Consider the following 14867-nt stretch of genomic DNA (forward strand, 5'->3'; position numbering starts at 1 on the left):
CGGCGACGGGCCCGCTCTCCCTCGATCGGGAGAGCGGGCCCGTCGGCGTTGCGGCGCCGCTGGGGCGCTACTTGCCGGTCTTGGCCTCGTAGGCGGTCAGCACGTCCTCGGTCGGACCGTCCATCAGCATCACCCCGTGCTCCAACCAGATCACCCGCTCACAGGTGTCCCGGATCGACGCATTGCTGTGACTGACCAGGAAGACCGTGCCCGCCTCCTTCCGCAACTCCCGAATACGCGACTCCGACCGCTTCTGGAACGCCCGGTCACCCGTCGCCAGCGCCTCGTCGATCATCAACACGTCGTGATCCTTCGCCGCCGCGATCGAGAACCGCAACCGCGCCGCCATACCCGACGAATACGTCCGCATCGGCAACGAGATGAAATCACCCTTCTCGTTGATCCCCGAGAAGTCCACGATCCCCTTGTACCGCGACCGCACCTCATCCCGCGACATCCCCATCGCCAACCCGCCCAGGATCACATTCGTCCCCCCGGTCAGATCGTTCATCAACGCCGCGTTCACCCCCAGCAACGACGGCTGCCCATCCGTGTAGATCCGCCCCGACTCCGGCGGCAACAACCCCGCGATCGCCCGCAACAACGTCGACTTGCCCGAACCGTTCGACCCGATGATCCCGATCGCCTCACCGCGATACGCCGTGAAACTCACGTTCTTCACCGCATGCACCCGCCGCACATTCGACGACCGCCGCTTCTTCGACAGCATCCGCCCCAACGCCGCCGAAGCACTCCCCTTACCCGTCCCCGCCCCGTACACCGTGTAGACGATGTTCACGTCCTCCACGATCACCGTCGGCACCATCGGACGACTCACCTGCACCGGCGGCAGCGCCGGCTGCTCAGCCACGGCCATAGGACTCTTCCGCCTTCCAGAAGTAGATGTACCCGCCCACCCCGACGACCAGCGACCACACCACCGCCATCGCCCACACATGCCGCGGCATCTGCGCCGCCGTCACACTGTCGATCAACGCGAACCGCATCAGATCGATATAGATCGCCGCCGGATTCACATCCAGCAGAATCCGCAGAATATGCGGCGCCGTCGTCGTCAGCTTCGTGATGGAGTACATCACCCCCGACATGTACATCCACGTCCGCAACATGAACGGCATCAACTGCGACAAGTCCGTCATCTTGCTGCCCAACCGCGCCACGATCAACGCCAACCCGGTATTGAACACCCACTGGCACAACAACGCCGGGAACATCAGCAACCATGACATGTCCGGCACCTCGCCGGTCATCAACACGATCGCCAGCAACACGAACATCGACATCATCAACTGCTGCAACTGCATCAACGTGAACGCGATCGGCATCGACGCCCGCGGAAAATGCAACGCCCGGATCAGCCCCAGATTCCCCGAGATCGACTTCACCCCGCTCAGCACCGACGACTGCGTGAACGTGAAGATGAAGACACCCGTCACCAGGAACGCGATGAAGTTGTCGATACCCCGATGCGTACCGATCAGGATGCCGAAGATCAGGTAGTACACCGCCGCATTCAGCAACGGCGTCATCACCTGCCACAGCTGACCCAACCGCGCCTGCGTGTACTGCGCCGCCGTCCGCGCCTTCGCGAACTCGTTGATGAAATGTCGACGACCCCACAACTGACGGGTGTAAGCCACCAGACCGGGCCGAGCACCACTGACCGACAAGCCGTACATCGCGGCGAGTTCGGAGGGGCTCATGGCGTGGGCCGGTGGTTCGTGCACGGGGGCGAGGCGCTGTGTCATGGAGGGCGCTTTCAACCGGAGGAGCGAATCGCCGGACCCCCGCCGACGTGTCGCGGGTGGTGTGGCGCACGCGGGACGGAACGAAGGGAAACCGAACGAAACGAGACACAACGGAACGGCACCGTTCCGTCGCACCACAGACTCTAGGCGACCGTCACAACGGAACGCAACCGTTCCGTCGTGACGCTATGCTCGGGGCATGGAACCCAATCCCCGTCGTCAACCAGCCGGCGCCGCCGTGCTCCGCGAGGGGGTGACGGACGCCATCCGCGCCGCTGTCTTCGACGAGCTGGCCGCCGTGGGCTACGGGCGGATGTCGATCGAGCGGATCGCCCGCCGGGCCGGGGTCGGCAAGGCCGCGATCTACCGGCGCTGGCCCTCGAAGCTGCCGATCGTCCTCGACGTGGTGTCCGCCCTCGCGGTGCACGGCATGCCCGCACCCGACACCGGGACGCTGCGGGGCGACGTACGGGAGCTGCTGGAGGTCACCGCGCGGCTGCTGGAGCACCCGCTCGCCGCCCAGATCGTCCCCGACCTGCTCGCGGAGGCCGCCCGCAACCCCGACATCGCGCACGCCGCGCACGCCGCCATGCGCGACACCCAGCGCGCGGTCGCGGCCGCCGTCGTCGGCAACGCGATCAAGCGCGGCGAACTCGCCCCCGACACGGACCTGGACCTCGCACTCGACCTCGTCATCGGCCCGGTGTACTGGCGGCTGGTGATGGTCCGCACCGACCGACCGACCGGCTACCTCGACGTACTCGCGGCCGCCACCGCGGCGGGCCTGTCCGCCACCCGCCTCCCCTGACGGGGGCGGGGTCAGGCGGGACGGGCCGGCGGGCCGGCTCTGGCGGGCGGCGGGTCGGTGGACGGCGAGCCGCAGGTCGGTCCCCGCGGCGCTGTTCCCCTCGGCGGTCGACGCCGCGACCGAACCGGAGAAGGTCCGCGCCCGGTCGCTCCTCCTCGCCGGCGGCGACCAGCGGCCGCTGTCCGCCGCCGAGACCGAGGAGTTCACCGCAACGCCACGGCTCGCCCCGGACCCTCGACACGCCACCGGGCACCGGCCCCCCGCGGTCGCGCTCGCTCGTAGGCTGGCGGACGTGCGGGGACTGGGTACGAGCAGCGCGGACGAGATGATCGCCTGCTTCCTGAGCGGGGAGTTGCCCAGCCGGAGGTTCGGCCCGGACCTGCGGTCCCGCCTCGCGGCGGCCGGGCAGAGCGAGAGGCTGCTCACGCATCCGGACCTCTCCGACGCCTGGGCGAACCTCGCGCGTCGCGATCTGCTCGCCGCGACACGCGGGTACGGCGAGAACCGCGGGCTGTTCGAGAACTTCCCCGCCGGCGTCACATGGACCAGAGCGGTCCTGTCCCCCGCCGAGGCAGCCGCCGTGCGCTACCTCGACTACTCCTACTGGGTCGAGCTGTCGGGCGGCAGCCGCCGGCCGGCCGACGCCGCCGCCCGCGTCACGGCAGGGCTGCGGGCGTTCGACGTGTCCAACGAGCCGTTCCTCGACGCGGCCCGCGCGCTCACGGAAGGCGCGTCGTTCCCTCCACTCGTCCTGGTCGGCGTGCGGCAGGACGACCTGGTCTGCCTGGAGGGCCACCTGCGCCTGACCGCCCACGCCCTCGCCGGCTTCCCGGCCGATGTCGAGTGCCTGATCGGCACCGCGCCGGACATGGGCCGCTGGGCGCGGTAGTCCGCGCCGCCGGAGGCGCCGGGCCCAGCGCACCGCCCCCGCCGAAGGCGCTGGGGGGAAGGGGCCTCGCGGCGACGCCCTACCGGAGGGCGGTCGCCTCGCGCAGCTCGTCCGCGGTCGGCGGCTGCGCGCCGGGGCGGGTCGTGGCGAGCGCGCCGGCCACCACGCATGCGCGCAGCACGCGTTCCAGCCCGCGCGGCCCGGACGGCAGCCGTGCCCCGGTCGAACCGTCGGGGTGCGGGCCGAACAGGCCGGCCAGCAGGGCGGATTGGAAGGCGTCGCCGGCGCCGATGGTGTCGGCGACCGTCACCTCCGGCGCGGGGACGGAGACCTCGGCCGTGGGGGTGAACCCGGTGGCGCCCGCCGCGCCGCGGGTCAGCACCACCAGGCGCGGCCCGTGGCCGAGCAGCGCGCGGGCGGAGACCGCCGGGTCCTGGTCCGGCCACAGCCAGCCGAGGTCCTCGTCGCTGGCCTTGACCACGTCGGCGACCGCGGCGAGCCGCTCCACCGCCGTGCGGTAGGCGACGCGGTCCGGCTGCACGGCGGGACGGACGTTGAGGTCCACCGCGACCGCGCGTCCCGGCCGGCCGTGCACGTCCCGGCAGGCGGCCAGCACCTGTTCCGCGCCGGGCTCGACCACGACGGCCAGCGAGCCGGTGTGCAGCAGCGCGGTGTCCTCCCCCACCGGGATGCTCTCCGGCGCCCAGGAGGCGAGGAAGTCGTACGTCGCCGACCCGCTCGCCGCGTCCACGTACGCCAGCGCGACCGTGGTGCGGCCGTCGGCGGTCGGCGCGCGGCGCACGTCCAGGCCGGTGCCGGTCAAATACTGCGCCACGAGCGCGCCGGGCGGGTCGTCGCCCCAGCAGGTGATCAGCGTGACCGGGCGGCCGAGCCGGTGCAGGCCGATGGCCACGTTGGCGGGGCTGCCGCCGGGCGCCGGGCGGACGGTGTCCGCCCCGGTCCGCCACACCAGGTCGACGAGGCTCTCGCCCACCACGATGATCCGGCTCTCGGATGTCATGTTGCCCTCCTAGTTCCCGCGGCGGCGCCGGTCTCCGTGATCCGCAGCGCGTCCAACTGCCGTACCCGGATGTCGAAGGCGGCGCCGCCTCTCCCGCCGTACGCGCCTGGAGGTGCCACAGCCCCTCGCCCACAGGATAGAAGCGCAAGGTGAGCGCCTCCCCGGTGGCCGGCAGGAACACCTCGCAGGGAATTCGGGGGCACCGAGTGCCGCCGGACATGGCGGGAGCCGGAGCCGGGGTCGTCGCCCGGCACCGGCCCGAATGCACCCGTGCCCTTGCCCGCCGGGGGCTTCCCGGCGAACTCCTCTGTCGTCGCGGCCCGTTGGGGCGGCGACGGGGTCTAACGCTGCGCCAGATCCTTGTCCGAGATCGGCCGGACCGCCCGGCAGGGCGAGCCGAAGGCGACCACCATCGGCGGGACGTCATGGGTCACGACGCTGCCGGCGCCGACCACGGAGCCGTGGCCGATCGTCACGCCGGGCAGCACCACGACGTTGCTGCCGATCCACACCTTGTCCTCGATCGTCACCGGCTTGGAGAACCGGTTGTAGTCGTGCCGCAGGTCGGGGTGGATCGGGTGGCCGGTGGTGGTGACGGTGACGTTCGGGGCGATCATGACGCCGTTGCCGATGCGGATCTCGACGTCGTCGATGAGGGAGAGGTTGAAGTTGCCGTAGAAGTCGTCCCCGATGTGGACGTTGCTGCCGTACGCCGCCTGGAAGGTGGGGGCGATGAAGCTCCGCTCGCCGACCGATCCCAGAATCCGGCCGAGCAGGTCGGCCCGCCGCTCCGGCTCGGAGGGCGCGGTCAGGTTGTACTCGTACAACAACTCCGTACGGCGCTGCCCTGCCATGAACATCGCGTCACTCTCGGTGTAGAGCAGGCCTTGCGCGATGCGCTTCCTGGCGTCGGTGTGTGCGTCCCCGCGGTCGGCACCGCGGTCGGTCCCGTGGTCGGCCCCGCGGCCGGTCCCGTGGTCGGCCACCCGCTGTATCCCGCACTCGTCCACGCGCTCCTCCATCTGCTGCTCCTCCTCGACTCCCGGGTGTACACCGATCCTCGCGCACCGGGGCGCCGCGGGCTCACTCTTCGGGCCGGTCGACACGGATGAGGGTCTGCTGCCCGTTCGCGACGAGCCTGCGGCCGCCGTCCTGGACGCCGAACACCTCCAACCGGCACACGGTGAGGGTGCGGCCGGACTTCAGGACCGTGCCCACCGCTTCGAGGTGGTCGCCGACGGCGGGCGCGAGGAGGTTGATCTTGTACTCGACCGTCAGCACGTCGGAGCTCGTCGGGAACAGCGTCAAGGCCGCGTAGCCCCCGGCGCTGGTCGCGCCGGCGTGGAAGTAGCCGTGCTGCTGGGTGAGTTCGGGGCGGCTCGGCAGCACGATGTGCACCCGGCCGGGGGCGATCCGGGTCATCCGCGCACCGAGGTGGTTCATCAACCCCTGGCGTTCGAAGCTCTCCCGGACCCGCGCCCGCACCTCGGCGCTCGCCCCCCTTCTTCCGCCCGCACCCGGTCGTCCACGCCCCTCCTCCGCCGCCGCCGATGCGGCCACCCTCCCACGCCCTGCTCGGGCCGGAGCCCCGCGAAACCGCCCGCGCCGGCCGGCCGTCGGGCTCAGGCGGAGGGACTGGCGGAGGCGCTGGCGGAAGCGCTGGCGGCGGGTACTGCCGAGGCGCCCCGCAAGACCTCCAGCGCGGGTCCCGCGACCGCGCTCATCCGGCGCTCGCGCAGGTCCAGGACGGCACCCCGGTTCGACAGGCCGTGGGCGGCCAGCAGGTTCATCAGCGACCAGATCACGTCGGGGCGCCCGGCCAGGGGGAGTTCGCGACCGTCGGGGGTGATGGCCGCGGCCGCGGTGGTGCCGGCGAGCAGGTTGGTACGGGCCCAGTCGACGTCGTACGAGGAGCCGGTCGGGGCGGCGCGGAGCACCACCTCCCTCGTACGGTGCAGGACCGCCAGGTAGTCCAGCGGCACGGTCAGCCGCCGGGTGACGTCGAACGGCGGTGTGCCGTCGGCGGGTTGGAGCCGCAGCACCGTGTGGAGGACCGGGCCGTGGTCCTGGAAGGTGTGCGTGGCCCGCATCTCCAGGAAGCGGCCCCGGACCAGCACGCCACCGCGGCGCGACCACCGCCGGGGGACGGACCCGAACGCGGCCGGCGCGCCCGGGAGCCGGTCGACGATCCAGCGGGCCTCCTCGCCCGGTTCGGTCACCGGCGCCCGGTCCTCGGGGAAGGCGCGGTCCTGCGCGGCGACGGCGGTGTAGCGAGCCGCCGTGTGCGGGTCCAGGCGGCGCACGTCGATGGTGTCACCGACCAGTTCGACTCCTCCCACCGACCGCGAGATGCGCATCTGCCGCAGTTGGCGGACGGGATGGCGGGTCACGTCGGTCACCCGGCCGTCGAGGTCGATCACGCGGCAGGTCCGGGTGCCGGCGAGCAGGGCGCTGCGCGGCCACAGGGGGACGACCGGGCCGTGCGCCCGCAGCTCGGACGGGTGGTCGGACGGGGTCTCGGAGGGGCTGCCGGACGAGTCGACGGGCACGGCCCCGCCCTCGCCGGCCGGTCCGACGAGGACGGCCAGGCGGCCCGCCGTGACCGCCGACAGGAACAGCGCGGGCACCCGCCACTCGCCCGTGATCTCGAACCCGGGGGCGGCGTCGACCCGTTCGGCCCCTTCGCGTTCCCCGGCCGGCCCGGCCCCGACCCGGTCCTCGGTCCCGTCCGCGTCCTCCGCCCCGTGCACGCGCAGCCGCAGCCGGACCAGCGGCGTGAACTCGTCGGGGGTGTAGTCGCCGTAGCACGTGGTGAAGGTCGCTTCGCCCTCGGGTGCGTACCGCACGAGCGACGCCTCCAGGACGTCCGCCCGGACCAGCCGTGCCCGCGGGTGGCCCGTCGGGGAGCACGGGCCCCAGATCACGAAGGCGTCGTCGGCGCGAGGGGCTCCCGCACCCTTCTCCCGCCGCTTCCCCCGCTCCTTCGTCCGCTCCTTCACCCGGTCCCTGCGGGTGATCCGGGGGAAGTCGCCGCGCGCGGCCTTGAGTGCCGCGAACGGGATGCACAGCGTGCAGACCAGCCCCACGACGAACGCGATCCAGGCCCAACTCTCGCCCTCGTCCCAGGCGCTGTACGCCACGGCGAGCCCGATCGGGCCCGGGAGCAGGCAGAGCGTGGCGATGACCAGATTGCCGGCCACCACTCTGGCGTAACTGCGCACGGCCCCCACCCCACCTCGTCCTGGTACCCGCGGCACGGAGCGTGGCCTGGGAACACCGCCGTACCGCCCCCATGGTCCCCTCGCCCGCGCCCCGGCACCACCCGTCCGCCGGAACCGGTCCGCCCGTTTGCAGGAACCGGTCCGCCCGTTCGCCCGGACCGGTCCGCCCGCCGGCCGCCCGGCCATCGCGAAGCCCCCTCCTGACCGCGGGCCGCCAACCCCGCACCACCGGCGAGCCCGAAGGGTTCCCTGGTCAGGGCCGCGCTCGGCGGGACACAATGTCTGTCGCCGGACCCGTCCGGCGCGGGGTGGCGGTCCGTGAGGGAGGGCAAGACCTTGGCAGAGCAACCGGCGGCGCCCGACGACCTGCCCGCGATCCGCGGGCCCCGGATGGTCGGGCGGTCGGCGGAACTCGGCCGGGCCGTACGCGGGCTGACCGCCGGCACCCCCGCCACCGTCTTCATCGAGGGCGAGGCGGGGATCGGCAAGACCCGGCTGCTCCAGGAGGTGCTGGCGACCCCCGCACTCGACGGAGCGCTCGTCGCGACCTGCCCGCCGTTCCGGGAGACGCTCACGCTCGCCCCGGTCGTGGACGCGGTGCGCCAGACCCGCACCGGCGTGGCCGCGATGGGCCTGTCCGCCCTGGCCGGGGCGCTGCGCCCGCTCTTCCCGGAGTGGGCCGACGCCCTGCCGCCCGCGCCCGAACCGCTCGACGACGCCGGGGCCGCCCGGCACCGCCTCTTCCGCGCCCTGCGGGAACTCCTCGCCGGGTGCGGCACCGCCGTACTGGTCGTGGAGGACGCCCACTGGGCCGACGCGGCCACCCTGGACTTCCTGCTGTTCCTCGCCGCCCGGCCCGCCGCGGAACGGATCAGCCTGGTGCTGACCTACCGCCCGGAGGACGTACCGGCCGGCTCCCCACTGCTGCGCCTGACCGCCAAACCGGCGCCCGGCACCGTCCACACCCGGATCGTGCTCACCCCGCTCAGCGTCGCCCAGACCGGGCAGTTCGTGTCCTCGATGCTGCACGACGAACACGTCTCCGACGCCTTCGCGCTGTTCCTGCACACGCACACCTCGGGGCTCCCGCTCGCCCTGGAGGAGTCCGTGCGGCTGCTGGGCGACCGCGCCGACCTGATCCGGCACGGCGGCGAGTGGCGGCGCAGGACCCTCACCCGGATCGAGGTCCCGCCGACGATCCGCGACGCCGTCCTGGAGCGTGCCGCCCGGCTCGCCCCCGACGACCGCCAGGTGCTGCGCGCCGCCGCCGTCCTCGCCGAACCCGTGCGACCGGCGGTGCTGGTCACCGTCTCGGGGCTGCCGGACGCCCGCGCCCGTGCCGCCCTGGCCGCGGCGGTCCGGGCCAGGGCGCTGGTCGAGGACTCCACCGGACGCGTCCACTTCCGCCATCTGCTGGCCGCCCGCGCGGTCTACGACGACATACCCGGCGGCGAGCGCCGGGCCCTGCACCTGCGCGCCGGCCGGGCCCTGGAGACGCTGTCCCCGGTCCCGATCGCCCGGTTGCCACGGCACTTCGGGGAAGCAGGCGACACCGGCGCCTGGCGGCTCTACACCGAGCGCGCCGCCGACCTCGCCCTCGCCTCGGGCGACCAGCCCGCCGCCGTCACGGCCCTGCACGCGCTGCTGTCGGCCGGCGACCTGCCGGCCGGAGATGTCGCGCGGCTGTGCCGGAAGTTCCCCGTCTTCGCCTTCTCCGGCTACCTCGGCAGCACCGAACTGCTCGGCGTGCTGGGCGCCCTGCTCGACGGCGGTGCGCTGTCCCGGTCCGAACGCGGCCAGGTGCGGGCCCAGTTGGGCCGGATGCTGATGCAGACCGGGCAGTACTCCGCCGGCGTGGCCGAACTGGAGCGCGCCATCGCCGACCTCGACGACCATCCCTACGAGGCCGCCACGGCGATGAGTTCGCTCAGCCGCCCGGCCGGCGCGGACTTGCCGGTCGCCGCCCACCGGCGCTGGCTCGACAAGTCGGTCGAACTGGTCGAGGTCCGGGTCCCCGCGGACCGCCGGCTGACCTTCCGCGTCGACCGGGTGACCGCCCTGCTGCAGATGGGCGATCCCGGCGGTTGGGACGTCGCCGCCGGGCTCCCCCAGATCGCGGCCCGCCCGGACGACGAGCTGAGCGTCATCAGGGCCGACCTCAACATCGGTGACGCGGCGGTGCGTTGGGGGTTCTACCCGGAGGCGCGGCGCCGGCTGGACCGGGCCGTGGCGGCGGGCGCGAAGAGCGGGTACCTGCGGATGCGGGACATGGCCCAGGTGACCTCGGCCCACCTCGACTGGTACACCGGCCGCTGGCCGGGCCTGGCCGAACGCGCCGCCGCGCTCGCCGCCATCGAGGAGGAACCGCTGATCGCCCTCGACGGCCTGCTGATCACCGCGCTGCTCACCTCGGCCGCCGCCACCGAGGCCGGCGAACTCGCCGCGGCGGGCGACCAGTTCGAGCACGTCCTGACCGAGGTGACGCGCCGTGGCATCGTCGACATGGCGCTGGAGCCCGCGGCCGCTCTCGCGGCGCTGCGGCTCGCCGAGGGCCGCGTCGCCGACAGCCTCGCCCTCACCGACGAGGGCATGCGGGTCGTCACCCGCAAGGGGGTCTGGCTGTGGGCCACCGAGATCGCCCCGGTCCGGGTCCAGGCCGTTCTCGCGGCCGGCCGCGCCGACGAGGCCGGCGAACTCGTCGCCCGGTACGCCCGAGGGCTGCGCGGCAGCACGTCGCTCACCGCCGAGGCGTCGCTGGCGGCGTGCCGGGCGTGGCTCGCCGAGGCGGGCGGACCCGCCGACCGGGCGGCCGCGCACTGGGAGGCGGTCGCCGCCGCGTGGGACCGGCTGCCGCGGCCCCACGCGGCGCTGCTCGCCCGGGAGCGGCGGGCCGTCGCGCTGACCGCGGCGGGCCGTGACGGCGAGGCGGCCGACCTGCTCGCCGGCGTCGAGGCCGGGCTGCGGGCCCTGGGCGCCGAGGGCGACGCCCGACGGGTGGCCGCCCGGGACCGGCAGCCGGCGCGCGGTGGCCGGCGCGGCTACGGCGACCGGCTCTCGCCGCGGGAGTTGGAGGTGGTGCGACTGATGCTGACCGGGCTGTCCACCCCGGACATCGCCAGGTCGCTGTCGCGTTCACCGCGGACGGTCGCGGCGCAGCTCAACTCCGCGATGCGCAAGTACCAGGTGAAGTCCCGTACCGCCCTGGCGGTCGCCGCGCTCCAGGCCGGCATCTCCCCCGCGGGGGCCTCCGGGTGAGCCCCACCACCCGGCCGGAGTGCCCCTCCTGCCCCGCCCGGCTCACCGCCCGGTAGACGGCGCCGGGGGCGCCTCGCCGAGGACGGCCGCGGGCGCCTCGCGGGCGAGGCTCAGGCGGGCCGCACTCCCCTGCGCCCCCTGAAGTACCGCAGGGCGACGCGCGAGTGACGCGCGGGGGCAACGCGGCGGAACTTTAGGTCACTTGACGCATCGTGCGACGGTCACCGCCGTCGCGATACTCACCTGGCGCGCACCGCCCCTCCCGCAACAACCGACGGAGAACACCCCTGTGAGCCGCTCTGGTGAGGACGTCCCGCACGACGGGCACCCGGCCGGACCACACCCCTCGGACGGCGAGACACCGTCCGAGGAGGAGCAGACCGCAACCGCACCACCCCCGCCCCCCGCGGACTCGGACGACGACCCCTTCGGGGGCTACGAACCCCTGTGACCGGGCGACCCGAGATCCCGAACACCGAAAGGCGACCCCCGCGTTGAAACGACCCATACGCCTGACCGGGCACCGCACGAGCAGAGTGGCTGCCCTCGGACTCGCCGCGGCCTGCGGCCTGTTCGTCGTGCCCGCCTCCCACGCCGAGGGAACACCTCCGGCCTCCTTCGTCCGGACCTCCGCCGCCCGGGCCGCCACGGCGAGTTGCCAGGTGACCCTGCCCGGCGGCCTCAAGGCGACCGTCACCCCCGACGGCGCCCGGCTCACCGACCCGGCCGCCGCCACCGGGCAGACGGTGCTCTCCTTCCGCAGCGGAGGCCACCAGTACCTCATGCCGGCAAGCGCCACCGCCCGGTCCGCGACGAAGGGCCTGGCCGGGTACGACGCCACCGCGCTCGCCCAACGCACCTGCGGCGCCGACGCGTTCGCGCCGCCCACCGCTCAGCCGTCGTCGGCCCGCCACGGCTCCTACACCATGGGCCGGCTCACCGCGCGCCTGATCGACACGGACGGCAAGCCCGCCAACGGCGGCACGCTCCTCCTCGTCAGCGCCGACCGGACCGCTGACACGAACACGTTCTTCGACTCCTACCGGGGCACGTTGAAGGTCAGCGTGCCCACCGGCCGCTACGAAGCCGTGTACGTGCAGGACAGGCACCTCACCATCGCGCCCGAGGTGACGATCGGCGACGGAACCAGCATCACCCTGGACGCCCGCACCTCGACCCACGAGATCAAGGCGCCGTCCACGCCGCGCCCGACGACGCTCGCCGACAGCGAGTTCGCCCTCTACCGCGGTGACGGCACGCCGGACGGCGACGCCGACAGCCTGGTCCTCCAGTTCCTCAGCCAGGGCTCCGACCCGCTCGGCGTCACGGTCAACACCACCGCGCCGGTGAAACACGGCCGGTTCGCGGCGGTGGCCACGGCCGATCTCGAAGGGCCCGCCGACGCAGCGCGGCCGTACGTGTACCACGTCGCCAAGTCCTACGACCACATGCCGAGTTCGTACCCGACCACGATCGACCCGACGTCGCTGTCCACGGTCACCCATACCTTCTCCGCGCCCACCGGGCCGACCGGAACCGACCTGCTGATCCAGAACGTGTCGCCCGTATGGGCCGCCACCGCCGGAGTGCGCAGCGCCGTCGGGTTCGACTACGTCACGCCCGGCACCACGCTCACGGACTACGTGAGCACGTCCGCCGGCCTCGACTGGCGCACCCAGATGGACGACGAGCAGACCAGCGTCCTGCTCACCGGCAAGGACACCGTCCCCCGTGCCGGTTCCCACACCTCCGTGACCTGGGAGGCCGACGCCCCGCGGCCGGGCGTGCAGGTCGACACCGGGACCAGCGCCGTCTACTGCGGCGCGTGCGCGAACGCGGACACCATGGTCTTCGCCATCGGCGAGGACGGCGACAGCACACCCGGCACCATGGGTGTGGGCTTCGACGACTCCGGCACCGTCACCCTGACCAGGAACGGCACGGTCCAGGCCACCGGCACCGGCAGCCTGTTCGGGACCGCCGTCTATGTTCCGGCCGGCCGGGCCACCTACCGGCTGCGGCAGCAGACCACTCGCGTCCACGGCGACCTGTCGCCCGGCACCGACACGACGTGGACCTTCACCGCGGACCCGGGCAAGGGCCAGGCCCTGCCGTCCCGGGTGCCCTGCACCGGCCTGACCGGCCCCTGCGCCGCGCTGCCACTGCTGTTCGCGTCCACCTCCACCGACGCGGACCTCCAGCACCGGCTCACCGCCGGGCGGCACAGCGTCGACCTCGACGTGACGCGTGAGCAGTACTCCTCCAGCCTGCCGGTGACCGGCGCCACCCTCCAGGTGTCGTACGACAACGGCACGACCTGGCAGGGCCTGCACCTGACCGGTGCCCACGGCGCCTACCGGGCCGCCTACACCGTCCCCGCTTCTGCTTCCGGCGGCACCGTGTCCTTCAAGCTCTCCGCGTGGGACGGCCAGGGCAACCGCATCGACCAGGTCCTGCCGCGCGCCTACCAGGTGCGGTGACCGTGACCACTCCCGCTTCCCAGGAGCCCACTGTGACGAAATCACGCCTCTTCCGGCCGCTGGCCGGCTCGGTCGCGGTCGCCGCAACCGTCCTCGGCCTGCTCGCGGTCGTCTCGCCGTCCTCCTTCGGCGACGACAGCGACGGCAGCGCCGACGCCGCCACCGCCCCGGTGTCCGTCTGTTCCGCTCCGCCGCCCGGCCAACTCGCCTGCCAGGCCGAGGTCATGCCGGACCCGTCGGCCGCGGGGGCGCGGTCGTTCAGCGCCAAGGAGGCCACGCTGCCCTCGGGCTACGGCCCGACCGACATCCAGTCCGCGTACGCCATCGGCGCCGACGTGGAGGCGCACGCCGGCAAGGGCCGCACCGTGGCCGTCGTCGACGCCTACGACGCGCCCACGGTCGAGGCCGACCTCGCCGTCTACCGCGCCACCTACGGGCTGCCGGCCTGCACCACGGCCAACGGCTGCTTCCGCAAGGTCAACCAGCGGGGCGACGCCACCCCGCTGCCCCCGGTCAACGCCAGTTGGGCGGTGGAGATCAGCCTGGACGTGGAGGCCGTCTCCGCGGCCTGCCCCGACTGCGACATCCTGCTGGTCGAGGCCGACCTTCCCAACGGCAGCTACCTCGGCGACGGCGTCGACACGGCGGTGCGGCTGGGCGCCGACGCGGTCTCCAACAGCTACAGCGCCACGGAGACCGGCTCCTGGGACAACCTGGCCGCCGCGAAGGACGGCACGCCCGTCGGCGCCTCCTCCTACGTCCACCCCGGCGTGCCGATCCTCGCCGCCTCGGGCGACACCGGCTACCAACTGGACGCGCCCTACCCGGCGGACCTCACCTCGGTCATCGCGGTCGGCGGCACCTCGCTGAACCGCAGCGACACCGCTCGGGGCTGGACCGAGACCGCGTGGGGACCCGGCCAGGCCCGGTCGGGCGCCGGAGCGGCCTGCTCGGCCCACGTCGACAAGCCGGCCTGGCAACACGACACCGCCTGCCCGGGCCGGACCGTCGCCGACATCTCCGCCGTCGCCGACCCGTACACCGGGCTCGCGATCTACGACAGCACCCCCGACCCCGGCGACCAGCTGCCCGGCGGCTGGCTGCACGCCGGCGGCACCAGCGCGGCCACCCCGCTCGTCGCGGCCATGTACGTGATGGCCGGTGCCACGGCGACGGTCGACGACGCCTCGGGCCTGTACGCGCACCCCGGGCGGCTGAACGACGTCGCCGGCGGCCGGAACGTCAGCATCCCCGGCAGCGGCCACGAGTGCCCCACCACCAGCTACCTGTGCACGTCCCTCCCGGGCTACGACGCCCCGACCGGCGTCGGCTCGCCCGACGGCCTGGCGTCGCTGCGGTCCTGAGACCCGGCGCGGGCCGGCGCCGGAGGTGACGGCGCCGGACGCACCCGGCCCCGGCCACGA

12 protein-coding genes are annotated in these 14867 nt (G+C 73.6%); 6 read left to right on the top strand and 6 right to left on the bottom strand.

What is annotated here, in order from left to right; genetic code table 11:
* Positions 1 to 67: 67 nt before the first annotated feature.
* Together OG370_RS12215 and OG370_RS12220 are read right to left on the bottom strand one after the other, a co-directional pair.
* Positions 68 to 877 carry an ABC transporter ATP-binding protein gene (locus tag OG370_RS12215; RefSeq protein ID WP_328463468.1) on the bottom strand — a complete coding sequence of 270 codons (810 nt, stop codon included), beginning with the start codon at positions 875 to 877 and terminating at the stop codon, positions 68 to 70.
* The gene (locus OG370_RS12220) at positions 864 to 1769 is read right to left on the bottom strand and encodes an ABC transporter permease (protein ID WP_328463470.1); all 906 of its coding nucleotides are present in this window, start codon (positions 1767 to 1769) and stop codon (positions 864 to 866) included. Before OG370_RS12220 ends, OG370_RS12215 begins: the two co-directional genes overlap by 14 nt.
* A gap of 199 nt (positions 1770 to 1968) precedes the next feature.
* On the opposite strand from OG370_RS12220, the gene OG370_RS12225 reads away from it, so the two are divergent.
* Together OG370_RS12225 and OG370_RS12230 are read left to right on the top strand one after the other, a co-directional pair.
* The gene (locus OG370_RS12225; protein ID WP_328463472.1) at positions 1969 to 2577 is read left to right on the top strand and encodes a TetR/AcrR family transcriptional regulator; all 609 of its coding nucleotides are present in this window, start codon (positions 1969 to 1971) and stop codon (positions 2575 to 2577) included.
* Between the two features lie 292 nt (positions 2578 to 2869).
* Positions 2870 to 3466 carry a hypothetical protein gene (locus OG370_RS12230; protein WP_328463475.1) on the top strand — a complete coding sequence of 199 codons (597 nt, stop codon included), beginning with the start codon at positions 2870 to 2872 and terminating at the stop codon, positions 3464 to 3466.
* Positions 3467 to 3545: 79 nt separating this feature from the next.
* On the opposite strand, the gene OG370_RS12235 is transcribed toward OG370_RS12230, so the two are convergent.
* The 4 genes from OG370_RS12235 to OG370_RS12250 all read right to left on the bottom strand — a co-directional run bounded on the left by OG370_RS12235 (position 3546) and on the right by OG370_RS12250 (position 7708).
* A complete protein-coding gene (locus OG370_RS12235) occupies positions 3546 to 4487 on the bottom strand; it encodes a carbohydrate kinase family protein (protein ID WP_328463477.1) in 942 nt (313 codons plus the stop codon).
* Between the two features lie 341 nt (positions 4488 to 4828).
* Entirely contained in the window at positions 4829 to 5509 is a 681-nt protein-coding gene (locus OG370_RS12240) for a sugar O-acetyltransferase (RefSeq protein ID WP_328463479.1), read from the bottom strand.
* Between the two features lie 61 nt (positions 5510 to 5570).
* Entirely contained in the window at positions 5571 to 5930 is a 360-nt protein-coding gene (locus OG370_RS12245; RefSeq protein ID WP_328463481.1) for a PaaI family thioesterase, read from the bottom strand.
* 179 nt (positions 5931 to 6109) lie between these two features.
* Positions 6110 to 7708 carry a hypothetical protein gene (locus tag OG370_RS12250; protein WP_328463483.1) on the bottom strand — a complete coding sequence of 533 codons (1599 nt, stop codon included), beginning with the start codon at positions 7706 to 7708 and terminating at the stop codon, positions 6110 to 6112.
* Between the two features lie 336 nt (positions 7709 to 8044).
* Here OG370_RS12250 and OG370_RS12255 point away from each other — a divergent pair, with 336 nt between their 5' ends.
* From OG370_RS12255 to OG370_RS12270, 4 genes are all read left to right on the top strand, one after another.
* The gene (locus OG370_RS12255) at positions 8045 to 10963 is read left to right on the top strand and encodes an ATP-binding protein (RefSeq protein ID WP_328463485.1); all 2919 of its coding nucleotides are present in this window, start codon (positions 8045 to 8047) and stop codon (positions 10961 to 10963) included.
* Positions 10964 to 11252: 289 nt separating this feature from the next.
* Entirely contained in the window at positions 11253 to 11414 is a 162-nt protein-coding gene (locus OG370_RS12260; RefSeq protein WP_328463487.1) for a hypothetical protein, read from the top strand.
* Between the two features lie 85 nt (positions 11415 to 11499).
* The gene (locus OG370_RS12265) at positions 11500 to 13443 is read left to right on the top strand and encodes a hypothetical protein (protein ID WP_328463489.1); all 1944 of its coding nucleotides are present in this window, start codon (positions 11500 to 11502) and stop codon (positions 13441 to 13443) included.
* Positions 13444 to 13475: 32 nt separating this feature from the next.
* Complete coding sequence (locus OG370_RS12270) at positions 13476 to 14807, top strand: S53 family peptidase (RefSeq protein ID WP_328463491.1); 1332 nt, start codon at positions 13476 to 13478, stop codon at positions 14805 to 14807.
* Positions 14808 to 14867: the final 60 nt, after the last annotated feature.

The organism is Streptomyces sp. NBC_00448 (assembly GCF_036014115.1).
Taxonomy (GTDB): domain Bacteria; phylum Actinomycetota; class Actinomycetes; order Streptomycetales; family Streptomycetaceae; genus Actinacidiphila.